Source organism: Arthrobacter sulfonylureivorans, from assembly GCF_047607445.1.
GTDB classification, from domain to species: Bacteria; Actinomycetota; Actinomycetes; order Actinomycetales; family Micrococcaceae; genus Crystallibacter; species Crystallibacter sulfonylureivorans_A.
On sequence record NZ_JBLKRT010000038.1, the window covers coordinates 1 to 18,143 of the forward strand.

The window sequence follows — 18,143 nt, forward strand, 5'->3', positions numbered from 1 at the left end:
CTGGGCAGCAGCGGCGTGGATCTGGGCGCCCAGCCCGTCCGGTGCCGGGGAACCCGGCCGGCACTGTTCCATGATCCAGCCTTGCACTGCGGCTCCGCGCTCGAGGGCGCGTTCGAAGTGGCCGTTTCGCGGACCGAAGGTATTGAAGACCATCGAGCCGTAGGGCAGCAGGTTCTCGCGGCCGTCCTTGGCCAGTCCGATGAAATCCGGGAAGACGGCGAGCGGATACGGCTCGGCAAGGTCGTGGACCCCGTCAATGACGCCGTCTTGTGCGGCTACCCGGGCCACCAATTCATCCGCGTGCGCTTGGAAACCGTCCTTCAGCGAGCGCAGCAGTTTCACGGTCAGGATCTTGGTGACCACCTGCCGGGCCTTCGTGTGGTGCGGCGGGTCCGCCTCCAGCAGCAGGCTCGGCGGCCGCCACGGCTTTTCCTTGGCGAAGTCGGAGATGCCGACGCCGCGCGAGGAGACGAAGGTTTCATGATCGGTCAGCACCCGGGAGACTTCGTCGTGGCGGGCCACGCCATAGACCCCGTAGCGCTCTAGCCAGAAGACCGGGCCAGCTTCACGCATCTGCTCGTGCGCATCGTAGGGATCAGTGAGGAAGTCGTCGCTGAACGGGTCGAGGTCCAGCACCGGAGCGTTCGCAGCGAGGGTTTCGGCTGTCATGGAGTTCCTCCTACTCGGCGACCAGCGACTGGACGTCCAGCTCGCTGCCGGTGATCTTGTACTTGAGCATCAGGTCGGCGGTTTTCTGCAACTGCTCCACATCCAGTTCGCCCTGGAACCGGGGCATTTCCGCGGCGTCAACCACGTCCGCTGTCACCTTGGTGAAACTCGGCACCAACTCGACCAAGCGTTCCCGGTTGCCCTGCAGCTGGTCAGCCGATGCCGCGATGGACTTCTTGAAGGCCGCGACCGCTTCCGGGTTTTCCTTGGCGAAGGCCTCCGTGGTGACCCAGCCAGCCACCGGCATGTCCGCCACCGGCCCGCTGAACAAGTCGCCGATCTTGACCAGTCCAGCTGCAGTGGCGCTGGACTGGAAGGGCTCCACCTGCCAGATGGCATCCACCGCACCCCGCTCCAGGGCAGCCTGCATGTCCGGATAGGGCATCTCCACCAGCTTCACGTCGTCGGCAGCGAGGCCCGCGTCTTCCATCAGCGCCTTGATCGCCACGGTTCCGATGTTCTGCAGGTTGTTCACGGCGAATGTCTTGCCCTTGAGATCCGCGACCTTTTCGATGCCGGACTCGGCGGTGACGAAGATGCCGTGATCGGCGCTGCCTACGTCGTTGCCGGAGAGCAAACGGATAGGCAGGCCCTTCTCCACGGCCAACAGCGCCGAGGTGTAGTTGCTGTAGGTGATGTCGACGCTGCCGGAAATCAGCGCCGGAATAGCTGCGGCACCACCTTGGGTGGCCACCAACTCGGCGTCGAGCCCGTTCTCAGTGAAGATCCCGGCCTCATCCGCGTTGACGGCGGTGGAGGTGTGAACCAGCGGGAAGTAGCCCACCTGGACCGACCCGCCCGCTCCGGCATTGGCCTCCGAATCTGCCGCCGCGTTGCCGCTGCACGCGCTCAGGGCGAGCGCCGCCGTCGTCAATACTGCGAAGGTTGCCGCTGTGGTGATGTTTCTCCGTCGAAGCATCTTCATCCTTCCCGCGCCGGGACCTGCCGTCCCGCATCCGTAGTTCCCGGCCACCTCTGCCGGCACTCAGAACTATGAGGTGTGCCACAATTGCCGAACAGTATGCTTTCCGATGAAAGGAAAAACTCATGGCGAAGTCGTCAGCCGGACGCTCTGCTTTGAGCCGGGTCATGCAGATCCTTGCCGCGTTCGACGTCGACGCCGTCTTTCTCACCGTCTCGCAGTTGTCGGTCCGGAGCGGGCTGGCGCTGGCGACCACCCACCGTCTGGTGGCCGAGATGGAACAGTACGGCCTGCTGGAACGGCAGCTGGACAAGACTTACCGCCTCGGGGTGCGCCTGTGGGAAATCGCGTGCCGGACACCCGGCGCGCTGGGACTGCGCGAGATCGCCAAGCCGTATCTGCAGGAGGTCCAGGCACGGGTTCGCCAACATACCCAGCTCGGGATCTTGGAAGGATACGAAGTGCTTTTCCTGGAGCGGCTCTCCGCGCGCGACGCAGTGGTCAACGTGACCCTGGTGGGCGGCCGGCTGCCGTTGCACGCCTCCAGCAGCGGGCTAGTGTTGCTGGCCCACTCGGATGCCGAATTCCAGGACGAGGTTCTGGCCGGCGACCTGTTCCGCTACACCGACCAGACTGTCCAGACACCGGAAAGCCTGCGCAGCCTGCTGCAGCAGATCCGCCGCGACGGCTATGCCTGCGGCAGGGGCTACATCCACCCTGAAGCGCGCGGAATCGCCGTTCCCATCCGCGGGGTCAACGATCTGGTGGTCGCCGCGGTGAGCGTGGTGGTGCCGAACGACGACGCGCCCATCACCGGCCTCGTGCGGCTGCTGCAGGCTGCGGCGCAAGGCATCGGCAAGGACCTCCACGCAGCCTACGCCCCCTCGAACGATCCGGCTGCGACTCCCGGCGGCCGCTACCGGACGCTGGTTAGCTCCTCGCTCGATTCGATGGAGTACCTGCCCAGCGCGCCCCGACCCCAGACCCGCCGCTGAGCTGATCTCCGTTTTCGGCTCGGTGTCGCGTCCGCTTCCGGCGCCCACCAGCACCGCCCGCTGATCCGGGCATCCGGTGTTCAGCGCATTCACTGTTCAGCAGGCGCCCTTTCCGGACGCGGGAACAGCGCCTGCTGAATAGTCGTCGGGCTGGGGGCCGTGGACACCGGGCCGGACAGCACGCAGAATGGGCGCATGGACCTGCCGCTGATGCCGCCCGTACCGCCCATGCTGGCCAAAGGGGTGGCCAAAATCCCCGACAGCGGAATGAAATACGAGCCGAAGTGGGACGGTTTCCGCTCGATCATCTTCCGCGACGGCGACGCCGTGGAGATCGGCAGCCGGAACGAGAAGCCGATGACCCGCTACTTCCCCGAACTGGTGGAGGCTTTCCGCGAGCAGCTGCCGGAGCGCTGTGTGGTGGATGGCGAAATCATCCTGGTGGGGGAAGGCGGCGACCGGTTGGACTTCGAGATGCTGCAGCAGCGCATCCACCCGGCCGCGAGCCGGGTCAAGCTGCTGTCGGTGCAGACGCCGGCCCGGTTCGTGGCGTTCGACCTGCTGGCGCTCGGCGATGAAGACCTGACCTCCCGCCCGTTCGAGGAACGCCGCGCCGCGCTGGAGAAGGCGCTCTCAGCCGTCGTCAATCCCATCCACATGACGCGGACTACGGATGATCCGGCGGTGGCCGAGAAGTGGTTCCACGAATTTGAGGGCGCCGGGCTGGACGGTGTGGTGGCCAAGCCGCTGGACGGCACCTACCAGCCGGACAAGCGGACCATGTTCAAGATCAAGCATGAGCGCACGGCCGATTGCGTGCTGGCCGGCTACCGGGTGCACAAGAGCGGCCCGGGCCGGGTGGGGTCGCTGCTGCTGGGCATCTACAACGATGCAGGGACGCTGGTCCATGTGGGTGTGGCCGGGGCATTCAGCATGAAGCGCCGCGAAGAGCTCTTTGAGGAACTCCAGCCGCTGATTGCCGATTCCGGCGAGCACCCCTGGAACCGGGAGCAGCACGAGGCGGGCCAACGGACACCGCTCACCTCGGAGGGCAGCCGGTGGAGCGGGGGCAAGGACTTGTCCTTCGTGCCGCTGCGGCCGGAGCGGGTGCTGGAGGTCAAGTACGACCACATGGAGGGCGAGCGCTTCCGGCACACCGCGCAGTTTGTCCGCTGGCGGCCGGACCGCGATCCGGAATCATGCACCTACGGCCAGCTGGACGAGCCGGTCTCCTACGACCTGAACGACGTGCTGCAGTAATAAATTGGCGTGCATTCTCACGATCACCGTTCCGCATTCCCCCAGTTGTTGACGACCATCGGCGACACGCTCGGCCCACCTGGGTTACGGGGCATGAACTAGGAGCGATTACGATGGAACGGATCACGGGCTGCCACAGGGGGGAAATCATGAGCACCTCCACCAAGAGGGAGTTGGCAGCCCTCTCTCGCATATTCTCTCCAGCCGTGCTGCGAGAGATCGGAAAAACAGGACGGTCCCCGCTCCTAGCACGTCTGCTGGCGGAAGCCCGCATCCCTGCGATGCTATCGGAGGGTGCGACTCTTGCTGACGCCTTCGAGTTGGCGTTCTCCTTTCTATGCAAGATGGGCAACCGTGATGACTATGTCTATCGCACAGCCATCACGCAGAAGATCGTCTTGGGCAGGCATAACCTCCGGACCGCCACAGTACTGAACGAGCTACGGGCCGGAAGCTCAAAGGCAGACGTCGTTGTGCTCAACGGTACTGCCACGGCGTACGAGATAAAGTCCGAGCGCGACTCTTTTCAGCGCCTTGCCGGTCAGCTCGCCGATTATCGTTCCGTCTTCGCGAGCGTGAACGTGGTAACGAGCCCAACGCAAGCCGAGACTGTGCTGAGCATCGCTCCAGAGGACGTCGGAGTGCTTGTGCTTTCCGCTCGATTCCGGCTCCAGATCGTGCGAGAAGCAGTCAATCTGCCAGAACGGACGTCTCCCTTGGCGATCCTTTCCACGCTCCGGGTAGAAGAAGCCATTGATGTGCTCACCGATTTGGGCATCCCTTTCCCCGACGTGCCAAACACACGACGATGGGGCGTACTTCGCAAAATTTTTGCCGAACTAGACTCAGCAAACGTTCATGCCAGAGCCGTGAGCGTGCTCAAGTCCACCCGGTCACGCGCCGAACTCGAGCCCTTCCTCAGGCAACTTCCGGAGCCACTCAGAGCAGCAATTCTCTCTGCCAATATGTCAGCAGCAGCCCAGCGGAATCTGAGCGCGGCGACTCGGCAGCCGCTATCATCCGTACTCGCTTGGAGTTAGGACACTATGTACTATCCCTTCTTTCGCGGTAAACAGTTCGAGCTCCTGGCTATTCGGGAGTCAGCGGAGGTGATCGCCGACGCGGGTTTCAATCCAATCATCGAACCAGTCCGCGAGACTTTCAGCGGCCTTCAGCGGACGCTGCAGGAGCTTGTGAACCAAGGGGCAACTGCCGCGGTCATCGTCAACCCGCGCTATGGCGACCTTAAGAACGACGGCGAGAACCTCGCCGCCTACTTAACGCAGAGCTACGGAGACAACGATGCGATCTCACCTGCCCTGCTCTTGACGAGCACGATGAACGTCGATGACGTGCTGGAAAAAATGTCGCCCTACGAAGAACGCCCGCTGCATCTGGTCCATGCAGGCTTCACGGACGGCAAAGGCCTTGCCGCTAGCTTGCCCGCAGGCGACTACACCCACATCTTCCTGGATGCCCGAAATACTCTCTACAGGCGGCCGTTCAAGGGAGGCCGTCGCATTCTGGTAGAGGACGGATTCGAGCGCAAGAAGAACGCCGATTATGGCTTCAGAGATCGATTCTCGGATTTGCACGTGACGTTCGACGAACTGGGCGGCGACGGGTACGGCGACTTCCTGACAGTAGGCGATCATTACGCAGAAGGCGGCGGGCCAGCCTACGCCGTGGCGATCCATTTAACTTTCATCGACTCTGTGCAAGACGACGCGATGTTTGTCTACCACTTCGTGTCCGACACGAACGACACTCCCGTCGATCCGGCCGGGAAGTTTTCGCAGGCTCTCGGAAAATTGATCGCAGAGGTGGACCGCGACGGCTCGAACGTGCTAGAGACGTCTGCGGTGCAAGAGTTCCGCGACCTCCATGACCGTGGTCACTTTCCTGGCCTGGGTTATGTGAAGAAGCTGTCGATCAAACATCACCTTGAGACCCTCGCTTACTTTCACTCGAATGCGTAGCCGCCGATGCTGCGCGAACTGCTTCGGGGACCGTCTGATCCGCGAGGAGTTCATTGACCAGTGCGATCCAGTCGTCCAAACCTGTGACTATTGTGGACAGGCCGCCACGTCGTGTGTGGAACCCCAGAGACTGGGCCAATGGTTCTCGACGCTCATGGCGACGTACGAAGAGGTCGATGATGGCGCACCAATCGTACAGCTCCTGACGGAAGAATGGAGGATGTTCCGCGACTCCGGCTTGCGTCCGGCCGACGCGAAGGAGCTGCTTGCCGACGTGCTCGACGACGGCGAGATCGTCCGCAGGGCTTTCTCCCCGATTGCGCATTCCGGCGGCGGGAACCTTAGGCGTTGGGAAGATCTGCGAGACGAGATGATGCACGGGAACCGCTGGTTCCTTGAGGAACCGATGGACATGGATCGGATCGCGGAGCTGCTGAACCAGCTGATAACGCCACAGTCGTCGCTCGAGAATCTGGCTTGGTACCGAGCGCGTCTGACGAGCAACGACGTGCCATATGAGCTGAAAGATATGGGGGCTCCACCTCCGCACCTTGCCGGGCACGGACGGGCAAACCCTGCTGGCATTCCCTACTTGTATCTCGGATCTACTCGAGCTACTTCGGTTGCCGAGCTCAGACCGCACACGGGAGAGCGTGCATGCGTTGCTGAGTTTGAGCTGGCAAGCTCGGAATTGAAGTTCGCAGATCTTAGGGACCCGAGAGGACTGATCTCACCGCTCTTCGGCGATGAGAGCCAGATCATCAAACTCCGTGCCGACCTGCCGCTCTTGGAACGTCTGGGCGATGAACTGACGCGGCCTGTCCAGCCCCGTGGAGCCCCCTATGAGTACATCCCTACGCAGTACCTCTGCGAGTACATCAAGACTTGCGGGTTCGACGGCGTACTCTACAGAAGCTCCGTTAGCAGCGACGATGGAATCAACATCGCTATGTTCAGGCCAGAGCTCGCGAAGGCTGTCCACATCGAAGAGGTGTCGGTCGAGCAGGTAAGCGTTCGGATCAGCCTTTAGTACCTGCGAGCCCCTTACAGAGCGAATCGAAAGCCCATTCCACAGTCCGTGACCACTCCTTCAGCCATGTCCAAAAGTGAAGAGAAGGTGACAATTCCAGTGCATTCGAAGCCTGGCACCCGCTGCACTATGAAAATCTTCTGGCCATGCCTCCACTTGCAACCCACTAGAATCACTGTGAATGTGAGGGAGCATCGGGAGGCTGGGGTTGGGGACTAACACAGGCAAAGGCTATCGAGTCGGTCAGCAAAGGAATAGATTCCAGCTGTTCAACTTGGTCACTTTCCGCTGGGACAAGTACGACGGCAAAGCCAACTACCTGACGTCTAAAAAATCGAAGGGACCGTTCAAGGGAGTCGAGAAACGAGTTGCAAGGAAGCCGCCTCGTATCAGCTGAACAACCTACTGAGCAGATCTCCTCTTATGAGCGTGCCAAGGGAGAGGCCTAATCTTGATCAGCGGCGAACACCTCGATCAACGAGGAATCGATACAAGCTGGGCCAGGCGGGGTTTGCCTGCACACCGCGCAGTTTGTTCGCTGGCGGCCGGACCGGGATCCGGAATCATGCACCTACGGCCAGCTGGACGAGCCGGTCTCCTACGACCTGAACGACGTGCTGCAGTAGCCGGGAGCTACCGCCAGCCGGCGGCCGGCGCCACGTGCTGCACGATGTTGCCCAGCAGCTTGGCGTTGTAGTCCACGCCCAGGTAGTTCGGCACGGTCAGCAGCACCGTGTCCGCGGCCTGCACGGCCTGGTCGATAGCCAGGTCCGCGGCAATCTTGTCCGGCTCGCCGATGTAGCTCTTGCCGAACCGGGAGCGGGTACCGTCCAGCATGCCAACCTGGTCATGCTGGTCAGCCTGGCCGCGCAGCCCGAAGTACCGGCGGTCTTCGTCGTCGACAATCGGCATCACGCTGCGGCTGACCGACACCCGGGGAACATGGGCGTGGCCGGCCTTCTGCCAGGCTTCGTGGAACAGGTGGATCTGTTCGGCCTGCAGCTGGTCGAAGGGCACGCCGGTGTCTTCGATCAGCAGCGTGGAGCTCATCAGGCTCATCCCCTGCTCGGCGGTCCAGACCGCGGTGGCCCGCGATCCGGCACCCCACCAGATCCGTTCCGGCAGCCCGGCAGAGACAGGTTCCACCGGGAGCATTCCGGCATGCCGACCCTGCAGGTGGTTCGGGTCCGCCGGCGCCATCCCCGCGCCAGTGATGGCGCGGCGGAACACCGTGGTGTGGCGGCGGGCCATGTCCGCATCGGTCTCGCCGTCGGCCGGCCGGTAGCCGAAGGCCGCGGCCCCGTTCAACGCCGGCTCGGGGGACCCCCGGCTGATGCCCAGCTGCAGGCGTCCTCCGCTGATCAGGTCCGTCGCCGCGGCCTCTTCGGCCATGTACAGCGGGTTTTCGTAGCGCATGTCGATCACGCCGGTGCCGATCTCGATCCGGCTGGTGCGCGCGGCGATGGCCGACAGCAGCGGAAAGGGCGAAGACTGCTGGCGGGCAAAGTGGTGGACCCGGAAGTAGGCACCGTCCACGCCGGCTTCTTCCGCGGCCACGGACAGGTCAATGCTCTGCAGCAGGCCCTCTGCAGCGGTAGGGACGGGCGAACCGATGGCCGGGCTCCAATGGCCGAACGAGAGAAAACCTAGACGCTTCACATCCGGCTCAACACCGCGGACGCTCCGCTGATTCCGTGCGCAGATTCCATTCCGCGCAGTCCGTCCCATGAGGCGCTCATGAGGTCGCCGCGGATCCGGGGCCACGGCGGGCAACGATGTCGAGTAGCCGATCGACGAGACGAGCCGCCTCCGCCTCGGTCATCGGTTCGGTGAACAGCGCGTAGAAGTACAAGGGCGCCACGACCAGTTCCAATAGTTCCGCCAGCGTTGGCACCGCTTCGCCGCGCTCCTCTGACTGGTCGAGCATCAACTGCAGTTGACGCTCGCGTTCGGCGAACGCCGGCGAAGCCCGATGCCGTTCTCCCGGACGGATCTCCAAGACCACGGCCCGGAGGATCAGCGGAACGTTCCCATCCCTCAGCGACTTCGCGACCGCCGCGGCGTAGATGTGGAGGTCGCCGCGCAGGGAACCGGTGTGCGGAAGCGACGCGGTAGTGGCCGACCACTCGTTGACCACGTCGTGCAGCAGGGCTGACATCGTCCCCCACCTTCGATAGATCGTCGCTTGGTGCACCCCCGACACCTCGGCCACCAGCGGGACGCTCAGCTCCTCCCACGAGCGCGCTTCCAACAGCTCCAGCACCGCCGTGTGAACGGCAGAGCGGACGCGTGCCGACCGTCCTCCGGGGCGCTTCATGGTTCGTCCGTGGTCCATGCCGGAATCATAACGCGAATTTCCTTGCATTAATTTTCCGGCTAAGCGTATAGTCACTAGCGCGAGTATCTTCGCGTTACCAAGAACCTGAGGGTTGCGCCATGAAGCGACAGGTTTTCAGGTTCACTGACCACTACTTCTACATGGGGATGGCGCCATGATGTCGACGAATCGATCAGTGACTGCAGCTGCGGATGGTACTGCCCGTGGTGGGCGGCCTGTACTGGCGTACTGGCCAGCAGCGTTGGGGTTGGCCGCTGCAATGTTTCAGATCGCCACCGGAGTGGCCACCGGTGCGGTGGCCATCACTGTGGCGGCGGCGGCTAGCTGTTACCTGGCCGCCTCCGCGCTGGGCCGCCCTTGGATCGGCTGGGCCGCAATCCCCGTCGCTTCGATCGTGGTCATCGTCAGCGAGATCGCCGGCATCTCCTGGTGGGTGGGCCTGGCGGGCTTCGCTGCCATGCTGGTCGTGGTCGGCGTGCTGCGCCGTGCCCAGATCCGCTCCCTCACCGCCCAGGGGCTGGCGATGCTCGGCTTTGGCGGCGTGGCCGTCGTTGCCGTCCTGGTCTCCCCACGTCTAGGTCTCGTGTTGGCCGGTCTCGCATTGGCCAGTCACGCTGCTTGGGACTACGTGCACTGGCGGCGCAACGCGGTGGTCCCGCGGTCGCTGGCCGAGTTCTGCTTTGTGCTCGACGTCCCCTTCGGCGTCGCAGCCATCGTGCTGGCCATCGTCGGATGGTAAATCTGACGTCTCGCCCCGCGCTTGCCGCCCATCGAAACTGCGAAAGACCGCCGGTACCATCTGTACCCCGGATACCGACTCACGGGAAGCTGAACTCATGCGGAAACTGACCTTTGCCATGAATCTGAGCCTGGATGGCTACATCACGGCGCCCGGCGGCGACCTCGGCTGGAGCGTGCCGAGCGACGAACTGTTCCAGTGGTGGTCCGACCGCGTGGCGGCGACGGGTCTGGCACTGTACGGGCGCAAGCTTTGGGAGACGATGAGCTCCGCTTGGCCGACCGCCGACCAGCAGCCTGACGCCACACCGGCGCAGATCGAGTTCGCCCGCCGCTGGCGCGACATGCCGAAGGTGGTGTTCTCCTCGACGACCAGCGCGGTCGATTGGAACAGCCGCCTGGTCAGCGGCGATGCTGTCACCGAGATCACCCGGCTCAAGACCGAGGATGGCGGCCCGATGGACGTCGGCGGCGCCACTCTGGCTGCGGCGGCCATGCGGGCCGGGCTGATCGATGAGTACGTGCTGGCCACCCACCCCGTCCTGGTGGGCGGCGGCACGCCGTTCTTCACGGCGCTGGACAATTGGGTGAATCTGAATCTGGTGGAGACCCGGGAGTTTCCCGACGGCGTGCTCCTGACGAGGTACGTGACCAGGCGCTGAATAACCGCGACAGGTGGCACGTCCACCACGAGTGGTTACACCAGCGTCAGCTCGTCCCGCCCACGTCGGCGTTGGCCTACGGTCCGGGTATGCCTCGGCCGTTCATCCGTCGACGGCCTGCCACGCGGTGACTGCAACCGCCCCGCCGTTGACGATGTCCAGCACCACCGGCAGTTTCTCCCGCTCGGTGCCCGCGTACGGTGCCGCCAGCACGGTGCCCACACGGGTGTCACCGGCCGCAGCCATCGCGTTCCAGCCCAGCAGCGCCCGCGCCGAGGTGCCCGGCTGCAGCACGACGGGTTCCAGCCGGGGATCGTCCGTCATGAAGGTGCCGCCCCGGAAAACCAGCACGCTCATCGCGGAGCCGCCCTCGTCGTCGAACGCGATGTCCGGATAGCGGGCCAGCGTGCAGGCAGCCTCGCCAGTGTTGTTGATGAGCAGTTCCTGCGCCCGGTGTCCGGTTGCTGCATCGCCCCCTCCCAGAACGACGGCGGTGTCCCCACCGGTGCACCACCGCCCGCCCTCGGGATCGGGATTGACCGATTCCGGCGCCCCGGATTCAACAGCTGCCGACACCGGCGGCGAGCCATAGACCACCGGCTCGGGCAGCGGTTCGGCAACCGGCGGCGCGGGTGCTGCCGCCTGGTTCGCGCTCTGCGCCAGCGGAAAAGCCGCGACCAGCAGCACCGCGAACAATGCTGCCGGGAGCGGGCGGAGCCAGCTTCGCGAGCCCGGTTCATCCCGGCTGGCGGAGCGGGCGGAGGTGGCGGGACTTGTCGGTCCGGCGACGGCTTGCTGCAGCAGCGGGCGGGCGGCCAGCACGGCCGGCAGCCACCCCCAGAGCACTCCCCAATACGCGGCCGTTGACACCGCTGGCACCACCGGGCTTGCCAACTCCAACAACCGGGAAGGCGGCCAGTTCGCGGCGATTCCGCCGAGTGCTACCAATCCGCCGGTCACGGCCGCAGCCAGAATCACGACGCACCACAGCGCCAGGATCACCGTGCCGCGGCGCGCTGTGCCGGCTGAGGTGATGCCAGGGGTGTGGCCGGCGGCAGCGGAGACGGCTCCAGTGGCAGCAGGGGTGCGCCCAGCAGCCGTGGCGGTCCCAGGCCTAGCCGCCGCGCTGGCAAGCGGGGCTAGGGCGAACGCCACGCCACCCACCGCGAGCGCGGAAACCAGCACGGCTGCCAGCGGCCAAGGGACCACCGATGATGCGAGCCAGCCCGGCACCGTAGCCGGAAAGACCAGCCCCACCGCGCTCATCGGAAACGGCCGGCCGCCGGCCGCCACGAGGGCAAAGGCGCCGGTGCTCAGCAGCCACACCGCCGAAGAAGCCGCGCCCAGGACCAGGGCGGCGCGCTGACGGGAACCAGCCGGACGCCGGGTGGAAGGCGCTGCGCGCCGGGATTCAGTCACGGGGCCAGCGTAGTCGAGGCGGATTCACCGCCTCGCCCACCCCATGCGCCGCAACCCCGGCGCCTCACCCCGTGCGGGCCCGGCCCCGCCCCGTCCCGACGACAACGGAGGCAAGCAATCTCAGCCGGCCCACCGCCGTCGTGCCGTGACTTTGGCTAGCTGCCGTGCGGGACCACCACAGCACGGCCGGAGATTTCGCCGGCCTGCAGCTTGCGGTAGGCGTCCAGGGCCTCGTTCATGCTGAAGCGCTGGACTTCCGGCACTATCTGGCCGGCCTTGTACATGTCCACCACCTCGTGCAAGTCCTCAATGGTGCCCCAGTAGGTGTTGGTGACGACCGACTCGTACGGGTTGGTGAAGAAGCTCCACTCAAGGGTGCCGCCGGCGATGCCCACGACGGTCAGCCGGGACAGCCGGGCCATCGAGGCGGCGGCCGTCTTGACGGTCGGACCGACGCCAACAAAGTCGAAGGCGGCGTCGACTCCGCGCCCGCCGGTGATCTCGCGGATCCGCTCCGCCTGCCCCTCGCCGCCGGGGACGGTCACCGCGCCGGCTTCTTCGGCCTTGCGCATGGCGTCTTCCTTCATGTCCGTGGCAATCACGGTGGCACCGGTGAGCGCCTTCAGAATCTGCACGGCGATCTGCCCCAGTCCGCCGAGCCCGATCACCAGCGCATATTTGCCGCCGCCAGCCAGATGCGGCAGCGCTTGTTTGATCGCGTGGTATGGCGTGAGCGCGGCGTCGGCCAGCGGCGCCGCGGCAACCGGGTCGGCGTCGCCCAACGGCACCAGATTCCGGGCGGGGACCGAAACGTACTCAGCCATCCCGCCGTCGCGCCCCAAACCAACGCCGAGGTACGGCATCTTGGCGGCGTTCTCGCAGTAGGTGTCCTGGCCGCGCGAACAGGCCTTGCAGTGCCCGCAGCCGATCGGCCCGTAAACCAGGTAGGCGTCACCGACGTTGAACCCCTCAACGCCTTCGCCAAGTTCCTCCACCCAGCCGGAGTTCTCGTGCCCCAGGGTGAACGGCGGCGGCACCGCGCCCGGTCCGCCGGCCTCGAAGTCGTGGTAGATCGCCACGTCGGAGTGGCAGGCGCCGGCGCCGGCAACCTTCAGCAGCACTTCCCCGGCCCGCGGCTTCGGCCGCTCCACGTCCTTGATTGTGGGGAACGTCTTGAATTCCTCGAACACTACGGCGCGCATGCTCCACTCCTTCGATCGATTCTGCTGGATGGTTCCGCCAGCCACCCTACCCACCGAATCGACATTAGTCAGCAAGCTGTCTTTTGTGTACCGTGGGGGTTGTGAGGCCGTCACGAACCCGCAATGGCGGGGCCGGCCCTATTCCAAAGGAGGCAATGAATGCAGACCGTGGAAGAAACCATTGATGTAGCCGTTCCGGTACGTACCGCGTACGACCAGTGGACGCAGTTCGAGTCCTTTCCGAACTTCATGTCCGGGGTGGAGTCGGTGACGCAGCTGACTGACACCACCAACCATTGGAAGACGAAGATCGGCGGCGTCGAGCGCGAGTTCGATACCGAGATCGTCGAGCAGCAGCCGGACCAGCGCATCGCGTGGCGCAGCGTCGACGGCAAGTCGCACGCCGGCGTCGTCACGTTCAGCCAGCTCGGAGCCGACAGCACCCAGGTGTCCGTCCGCTTCGAATGGGACCCCGAAACCTTCACCGAGAAGGCAGGCGCGGCTCTGAACCTTGACGACAGGCAGGTGAAGTCGGACATGAAGAAGTTCAAGGAGTTCATCGAAACCCGCGGCACCGAGACCGGCGCCTGGCGCGGCGAAGTGAACGACAGCGGCCCCACCGGCACGCAGCTTTAGACCTTACTTCCCCTCATAACGACGGCGGTGGGCCGGCTCGCGGAGCCGGCCCACCGTTGCTGTTCCTGCCTTCAGCCCCGCGGCAGCAGGATTGTCACAGCCCGGACCGGCCCCACGACCACAGCACTGGCTCAGGCTGCTGGCCAGCTTCGTTCGCGCCGGACTGCAGGCCCTCCCCCAGCACCAGCGGCCGGGCAGCGCCCAGGCTGTATTTCAAAACTTCGCCCACGAGGAGCACGTGGTCGCCGCCGTCGTACACGTTCCACGGCGCGCACACGATCGTGGCGGCATTGCCGCTCAGGACGGGCACGCCGCCGTCGTTCCGCCATGCGAGACCGGAAGCCGCCCCACAGGCAACGCGGCGCGCGTCGTCTGACTGGTCTTGCGAGAGAACATTGACCGCGAACGTGGAATTGCCCAGCACGCGCCGCGCCGCTGGGCTGCGCCACAGAGTGACTTGGATCAGCGGCGGATCCTGCGACACCGGGCCGGCGGCGCTGGCCCCGACGGCGCGGGGCGCTCCGTCTCCGCCGTTCACGGTCACAACGGTGGCCGCACTGCCCCAGCCGGCGAAGGCTTCCATCAGCCCCCGGGCCTCGACGGCGGGCAGGGCAGTGGGCGGCGACATGGGGTCCTCCTGGGTCGGCGCGGCCGGCTAGGACGCGGGGTCCAGGACGAAGTCGTAGGTGGTCTGCACGCCGGTGCCGGATTCGGCAGGCTTAATGTCAAGCATCAGTTCCGGCTTGACCGCGGTGGCGATGTCGTCCTCGTTGTGCGGGTCGCCCGGGAAGTACAGCTGGGCGGTCAGCAGTTCGTGGCCGGGCGCTGAGACCTTCAGGTGCAGGTGGGCCGGGCGCCAGGCATGCCAGCCGGCGGCGGCGATCAACTGGCCGCAGGCACCGTCGGTGGGGATCTGGTACGGCGCCGGCTGCATGGTGTCGATGTGGAAGTTGCCCTGCGCATCGGCGATGAAGCTTCCGCGCAGGTTCCACTCCGGGATGCCCGGAGCGAACTGGGAGTAATAGCCTTCTTCGTCGGCGTGCCACAGTTCGATCTTGGCGTTCGGCAGCGGGGAGCCGTCCGTGGAGCGGACCTGGCCCTGGAAGAGCAGCGGGGTGCCCTTTTCATCCGGTCGCATGCTGATCTTCGCCGGAGACTTCTGCTCCGGAGCGTCGGGGATGTAGTACGGCCCCTCGATGGAGCCCTTGTTGCCATGGCGGTGGCTGGTGGCCACGTCCTCCACGGAGTGCTCGACCCAGACGTCCAGGAACAGCGGCCATTCGCCGTCCTCGCCCACCTTGATCAGCCACGCCTTGAAGGCGTTGTACTCGTCATACGTCACGCGCTCTTCGAGCACGATGTCGTTGACGGCCTTGACCAGCTTGCTGGCCAGCAGGTTCACCCGCTCCTGGCTGGCGTGGACCGCCGAGGTTTTGCCCGACTGGCGGAAACGGTCGGTAGCAGCGCTTCCGGACGCGGCTGCGCTGGCGGTGGATTCGATGGACATGGCGCTCCCTCGTGCAATGTGGTGGTGGTTGAAATGGGGTTGTCGGCGGGAATTCCGCCGGTGATATGGGTCTCAATGTAGGCCCGGGGCGTGGTCGAGGGAAATACCTATCGGCCCGTCATTGGGACCGATCAAATATGAATTTCCCGGCGGTCAAACCCCGGCGGTCATTTGATGGAGTTGGGGTGCTTGGCCAGCGGCGTGACCTTGATCTTCATGTAGGGGTACATCGGGAAACCGCTGAGGATTTCGTGCAGCTCGTCGTTGGAGGCGACGTCGAACAGCGAGAAGTTGGCGTACTCCCCCACGATGCGCCAGATGCCGGCGAACCGGCCGTCCCGCTGCAGGGCCTGCGAGTACTCTTTCTCCAGTCCTTGGAGCCGGGTGACCTCCTCCGCGGACAGGTGTGCGGGGAACTGGACTTCCATTCGGGCGAGGAACAGCATCTGCGAATTCTCCTGGGTGTTGGGTGAAAGGGTCAGGACAAGCGGTACTTGGCGAGTTTGCCCTCGTCGATGGCGGCGCCGACGCCGGGCACGTCGCGGACGGAAATGGTGCCGTTTTCAATCCGGATGGGCTCGGCCAGCAGGTCGTCGGCCATGTCCAGGAAGTTGGAGAGCTCCCCGGCGCGCCGGCTGGTGGCCTCGTGCGCGGCACCGAACGTGACTGTGGCCAAGGAACCGATCTGGGTGTCGATCTGGTTTCCCATGGTGACGTCCACGCCCAGTCCGGTGCACAGGCCCAGGATCTGCTGCGCCTCGGTGAACCCGCTGCGGGCGGTCTTGATGCAGATGGCATTACAGCCTCCGGAAAGCAGCTCGCGGGAGACATCACCGGCGGTGGGGACGGATTCATCTCCCACAACGGGGATGGGGGATTTCTCCACCAGCCGTCGGCGGCTCATGGCCTCCTTCGCGTCGCACGGCTCCTCCAACAAGCTCAGGCCCAGGCCTTCGGTGCGGCGCAGGACCTCAAGGGCTTCATTCGCGGTCCAGCCGCGGTTGGCGTCCAGATAGATGTCGACGTCCTCGCCCAGCCCTTCCCGGAGCACATGGCACGCCTCAATGTCCAGGCCCAGCGGCCGGCGCCCTACCTTCAGCTTGAAGGTGGTGATCCCGTACTCCTCGCCGAACCGCAGGGCCTCGTCCAACAGCTCCTGAGCCGGGCGGAAGCCCAGCATGTGACTGACGCGCATGTGGTCCGTGTAACCGCCGAGCAGCTTGTGCACGGGGGTCTCCAAGGCCTTGCCCATCAGGTCCCAGAGGGCGATGTCCAGCGCGCCCTTGGCCACCTGGTTGTGGATGGTGCGGTTCAGCACCGCATGGATCTTGCCGCGGTCCAGCACGTCCAGGCCGGTCACTTGAGGGGCGAAGACCTGCTCCATGATGGCCACGATCGATGCCTGGGTCTCGCCGTAGGTATATGGACGCGGCGGCGCATCCGCAACCCCCACCAGCCCGGTGTCCGTATGGACGCGCAGGAGCACGTGGTCCGCCGTCGTCACCTCGCCGCTGGCGAACTTCAGCGGGTGCGTGTAAGGGATGGCATAGGGAATGGCCTCAATCCGCTCAATCTTCACGTGCGGTTCCTTCCGGGACAGTGGATGTTTCGAACAGGTCTACAAAATTTCTGATCAGCGGGGAATCGCTGCCGCGCCGCCATGCCAGCGCCAAATCCACGGCCGGGGCGTCGCGCAGCGGACGCAGCACCGTGCCCTGCAGGGCAAACACCCGGCGCGTCATCGGCACCAGCGCCAACCCCATGCCCGAGGCGACGAAGGCCAGCAGGGTGGATGTCTCGCTGGCTTCCTGCACAATCCGGGGCCGGAAGCCGACCCGGCGGCAGGCGTCCATGAAGATGCCGCACACTGCCGAGGACCGCGGATAGGAAACGAACTTTTCCCCGGCCAGGTCGGCCAGCTCCAGCGAACCGTGAGACGCCAACGGGTGGTCTTCCGGCAGCGCAACGACAAGTTCGTCCTGCTCCAAGAACTTCAGCTCCAGCTCACCGGACTGCACCGGCGGACGCAGCACGGCGACGTCGATGCGGTTTTCCTCCAGCGCCTCTTCCAAGGCAGGCGTGAGCATTTCACCCAGCACATGGAGCTTCAGTCCCGGGAGCCGCCTTCCCGCCGTCTCGACGATGCGGGGCATTAACCGGTAAGTGGCCGATCCGACCACGCCGACCCGCAGCACGCCGCTGGCGCCCTGGCCCACCAGCTTCACGTCCTGCCCCAGTTGGTCGATCTCGGCCAACAGCCCGCGGGCCCGGACCAGTAACAGCTCCCCCGCCGCCGTCAACTCGACCTTGCGGGTGGTGCGGACCAGCAACTGGGTGCCCAACTGTTCCTCGAGCTGCTTGATCTGGTGCGAGAGCGGCGGCTGGGCCATGTGTAGGCGAAGCGCGGCACGGCCGAAATGGCGTTCCTCGGCCACGGCCACGAAGTATCGCAGCTGGCGGGTCTCCATGCCGGCCTCCTGTCCGTTCCGGTCGCAGCCTGGTCGCTGGCTTCTGACCCACTGTAGGCGTGGGATTTGGGCAGGTAAAATACTTAGTTTGCCGCCACTGATACACGCTGCATATCAATCCTGACAGGACCTCGTGCCCATGGCAGCACGCACACCTTCCGTGGGCGGGGTGAAACAAAGCTGTGCGCGGACTATGACTTCTGAAGTATCAATGAGGCCTAAATAGGTACTTCTGTTCGCCAAGTCACCTGACTACGG

At 64.9% G+C, this 18,143-nt stretch carries 19 protein-coding genes; 8 read left to right on the forward strand and 11 right to left on the reverse strand.

Annotation, left to right across the window (positions count from 1 at the left end):
- A partial coding sequence (locus tag ACMX2H_RS16160) for a cytochrome P450 family protein (RefSeq protein WP_462677834.1) occupies window positions 1-669 on the reverse strand: 669 nt, incomplete at its 3' end.
- A gap of 10 nt (window positions 670-679) precedes the next feature.
- Window positions 680-1,648, reverse strand: a complete 969-nt coding sequence (locus ACMX2H_RS16165; RefSeq protein ID WP_414961903.1) for an ABC transporter substrate-binding protein — start codon at window positions 1,646-1,648, stop codon at window positions 680-682.
- A 128-nt stretch (window positions 1,649-1,776) separates the two neighbouring features.
- Between ACMX2H_RS16165 and ACMX2H_RS16170 the strand changes: the two genes are divergently transcribed.
- The 5 genes from ACMX2H_RS16170 to ACMX2H_RS16190 all read left to right on the forward strand — a co-directional run bounded on the left by ACMX2H_RS16170 (window position 1,777) and on the right by ACMX2H_RS16190 (window position 6,915).
- Window positions 1,777-2,646 (forward strand): IclR family transcriptional regulator, encoded by an 870-nt coding sequence (locus tag ACMX2H_RS16170; protein WP_414961905.1) that lies wholly within the window; start codon window positions 1,777-1,779, stop codon window positions 2,644-2,646.
- Window positions 2,647-2,841: 195 nt separating this feature from the next.
- On the forward strand, window positions 2,842-3,906 hold the full coding sequence (locus tag ACMX2H_RS16175) for an ATP-dependent DNA ligase (RefSeq protein ID WP_414961907.1): 1,065 nt from the start codon (window positions 2,842-2,844) through the stop codon (window positions 3,904-3,906).
- 149 nt (window positions 3,907-4,055) lie between these two features.
- Complete coding sequence (locus tag ACMX2H_RS16180) at window positions 4,056-4,946, forward strand: sce7726 family protein (RefSeq protein ID WP_414961909.1); 891 nt, start codon at window positions 4,056-4,058, stop codon at window positions 4,944-4,946.
- Between the two features lie 6 nt (window positions 4,947-4,952).
- The gene (locus ACMX2H_RS16185; RefSeq protein WP_414961911.1) at window positions 4,953-5,885 is read left to right on the forward strand and encodes a sce7725 family protein; all 933 of its coding nucleotides are present in this window, start codon (window positions 4,953-4,955) and stop codon (window positions 5,883-5,885) included.
- A gap of 154 nt (window positions 5,886-6,039) precedes the next feature.
- Complete coding sequence (locus ACMX2H_RS16190; protein WP_414961913.1) at window positions 6,040-6,915, forward strand: RES family NAD+ phosphorylase; 876 nt, start codon at window positions 6,040-6,042, stop codon at window positions 6,913-6,915.
- 633 nt (window positions 6,916-7,548) lie between these two features.
- On the opposite strand, the gene ACMX2H_RS16195 is transcribed toward ACMX2H_RS16190, so the two are convergent.
- Entirely contained in the window at window positions 7,549-8,574 is a 1,026-nt protein-coding gene (locus tag ACMX2H_RS16195; RefSeq protein WP_414961914.1) for an LLM class flavin-dependent oxidoreductase, read from the reverse strand.
- Window positions 8,575-8,650: 76 nt separating this feature from the next.
- On the reverse strand, window positions 8,651-9,250 hold the full coding sequence (locus ACMX2H_RS16200) for a TetR-like C-terminal domain-containing protein (protein ID WP_414961916.1): 600 nt from the start codon (window positions 9,248-9,250) through the stop codon (window positions 8,651-8,653).
- 262 nt (window positions 9,251-9,512) lie between these two features.
- Between ACMX2H_RS16200 and ACMX2H_RS16205 the strand changes: the two genes are divergently transcribed.
- Both ACMX2H_RS16205 and ACMX2H_RS16210 read left to right on the forward strand, forming a co-directional pair.
- Window positions 9,513-9,992, forward strand: coding sequence for a hypothetical protein (locus ACMX2H_RS16205; RefSeq protein ID WP_414961918.1), 480 nt, complete (start codon window positions 9,513-9,515; stop codon window positions 9,990-9,992).
- Window positions 9,993-10,089: 97 nt separating this feature from the next.
- Window positions 10,090-10,653: a dihydrofolate reductase family protein gene (locus tag ACMX2H_RS16210; protein ID WP_414961919.1), complete on the forward strand. Its 564-nt coding sequence runs from the start codon at window positions 10,090-10,092 to the stop codon at window positions 10,651-10,653.
- A gap of 102 nt (window positions 10,654-10,755) precedes the next feature.
- Here ACMX2H_RS16210 and ACMX2H_RS16215 read toward each other — a convergent pair whose 3' ends face one another.
- Window positions 10,756-12,072 (reverse strand): DUF4232 domain-containing protein, encoded by a 1,317-nt coding sequence (locus ACMX2H_RS16215; protein WP_414961921.1) that lies wholly within the window; start codon window positions 12,070-12,072, stop codon window positions 10,756-10,758.
- Window positions 12,073-12,227: 155 nt separating this feature from the next.
- Window positions 12,228-13,274 carry an NAD(P)-dependent alcohol dehydrogenase gene (locus ACMX2H_RS16220; RefSeq protein ID WP_414961922.1) on the reverse strand — a complete coding sequence of 349 codons (1,047 nt, stop codon included), beginning with the start codon at window positions 13,272-13,274 and terminating at the stop codon, window positions 12,228-12,230.
- A gap of 159 nt (window positions 13,275-13,433) precedes the next feature.
- On the opposite strand from ACMX2H_RS16220, the gene ACMX2H_RS16225 reads away from it, so the two are divergent.
- Window positions 13,434-13,910: an SRPBCC family protein gene (locus ACMX2H_RS16225; RefSeq protein WP_414961924.1), complete on the forward strand. Its 477-nt coding sequence runs from the start codon at window positions 13,434-13,436 to the stop codon at window positions 13,908-13,910.
- A gap of 94 nt (window positions 13,911-14,004) precedes the next feature.
- Here ACMX2H_RS16225 and ACMX2H_RS16230 read toward each other — a convergent pair whose 3' ends face one another.
- The 5 genes from ACMX2H_RS16230 to ACMX2H_RS16250 form a co-directional block, all read right to left on the reverse strand.
- Window positions 14,005-14,538, reverse strand: coding sequence for a flavin reductase family protein (locus ACMX2H_RS16230; RefSeq protein WP_414961925.1), 534 nt, complete (start codon window positions 14,536-14,538; stop codon window positions 14,005-14,007).
- A gap of 27 nt (window positions 14,539-14,565) precedes the next feature.
- Window positions 14,566-15,417, reverse strand: a complete 852-nt coding sequence (gene catA, locus ACMX2H_RS16235) for a catechol 1,2-dioxygenase (protein WP_414961927.1) — start codon at window positions 15,415-15,417, stop codon at window positions 14,566-14,568.
- Window positions 15,418-15,584: 167 nt separating this feature from the next.
- Complete coding sequence (gene catC / locus ACMX2H_RS16240) at window positions 15,585-15,863, reverse strand: muconolactone Delta-isomerase (RefSeq protein WP_414961929.1); 279 nt, start codon at window positions 15,861-15,863, stop codon at window positions 15,585-15,587.
- Window positions 15,864-15,895: 32 nt separating this feature from the next.
- Window positions 15,896-16,996, reverse strand: coding sequence for an enolase C-terminal domain-like protein (locus ACMX2H_RS16245; protein WP_414961931.1), 1,101 nt, complete (start codon window positions 16,994-16,996; stop codon window positions 15,896-15,898).
- On the reverse strand, window positions 16,986-17,885 hold the full coding sequence (locus ACMX2H_RS16250; RefSeq protein ID WP_414961932.1) for a LysR substrate-binding domain-containing protein: 900 nt from the start codon (window positions 17,883-17,885) through the stop codon (window positions 16,986-16,988). Before ACMX2H_RS16250 ends, ACMX2H_RS16245 begins: the two co-directional genes overlap by 11 nt.
- Window positions 17,886-18,143: the final 258 nt, after the last annotated feature.

Excerpts from the sequence above, each read along its gene's own strand:
- ACMX2H_RS16165 (WP_414961903.1), bottom strand. The coding sequence starts at position 1,648 with ATGCTTCGACGGAGAAACATCACCACAGCGGCAACCTTCGCAGTATTG.
- ACMX2H_RS16170 (WP_414961905.1), top strand. The coding sequence starts at position 1,777 with ATGGCGAAGTCGTCAGCCGGACGCTCTGCTTTGAGCCGGGTCATGCAG.
- ACMX2H_RS16175 (WP_414961907.1), top strand. The coding sequence starts at position 2,842 with ATGGACCTGCCGCTGATGCCGCCCGTACCGCCCATGCTGGCCAAAGGG.
- ACMX2H_RS16180 (WP_414961909.1), top strand. The coding sequence starts at position 4,056 with ATGAGCACCTCCACCAAGAGGGAGTTGGCAGCCCTCTCTCGCATATTC.
- ACMX2H_RS16185 (WP_414961911.1), top strand. The coding sequence starts at position 4,953 with ATGTACTATCCCTTCTTTCGCGGTAAACAGTTCGAGCTCCTGGCTATT.
- ACMX2H_RS16190 (WP_414961913.1), top strand. The coding sequence starts at position 6,040 with ATGGCGACGTACGAAGAGGTCGATGATGGCGCACCAATCGTACAGCTC.
- ACMX2H_RS16200 (WP_414961916.1), bottom strand. The coding sequence starts at position 9,250 with ATGGACCACGGACGAACCATGAAGCGCCCCGGAGGACGGTCGGCACGC.
- ACMX2H_RS16205 (WP_414961918.1), top strand. The coding sequence starts at position 9,513 with ATGTTTCAGATCGCCACCGGAGTGGCCACCGGTGCGGTGGCCATCACT.
- ACMX2H_RS16210 (WP_414961919.1), top strand. The coding sequence starts at position 10,090 with ATGCGGAAACTGACCTTTGCCATGAATCTGAGCCTGGATGGCTACATC.
- ACMX2H_RS16220 (WP_414961922.1), bottom strand. The coding sequence starts at position 13,274 with ATGCGCGCCGTAGTGTTCGAGGAATTCAAGACGTTCCCCACAATCAAG.
- ACMX2H_RS16225 (WP_414961924.1), top strand. The coding sequence starts at position 13,434 with ATGCAGACCGTGGAAGAAACCATTGATGTAGCCGTTCCGGTACGTACC.
- ACMX2H_RS16230 (WP_414961925.1), bottom strand. The coding sequence starts at position 14,538 with ATGTCGCCGCCCACTGCCCTGCCCGCCGTCGAGGCCCGGGGGCTGATG.
- catA (WP_414961927.1), bottom strand. The coding sequence starts at position 15,417 with ATGTCCATCGAATCCACCGCCAGCGCAGCCGCGTCCGGAAGCGCTGCT.
- catC (WP_414961929.1), bottom strand. The coding sequence starts at position 15,863 with ATGCTGTTCCTCGCCCGAATGGAAGTCCAGTTCCCCGCACACCTGTCC.
- ACMX2H_RS16250 (WP_414961932.1), bottom strand. The coding sequence starts at position 17,885 with ATGGAGACCCGCCAGCTGCGATACTTCGTGGCCGTGGCCGAGGAACGC.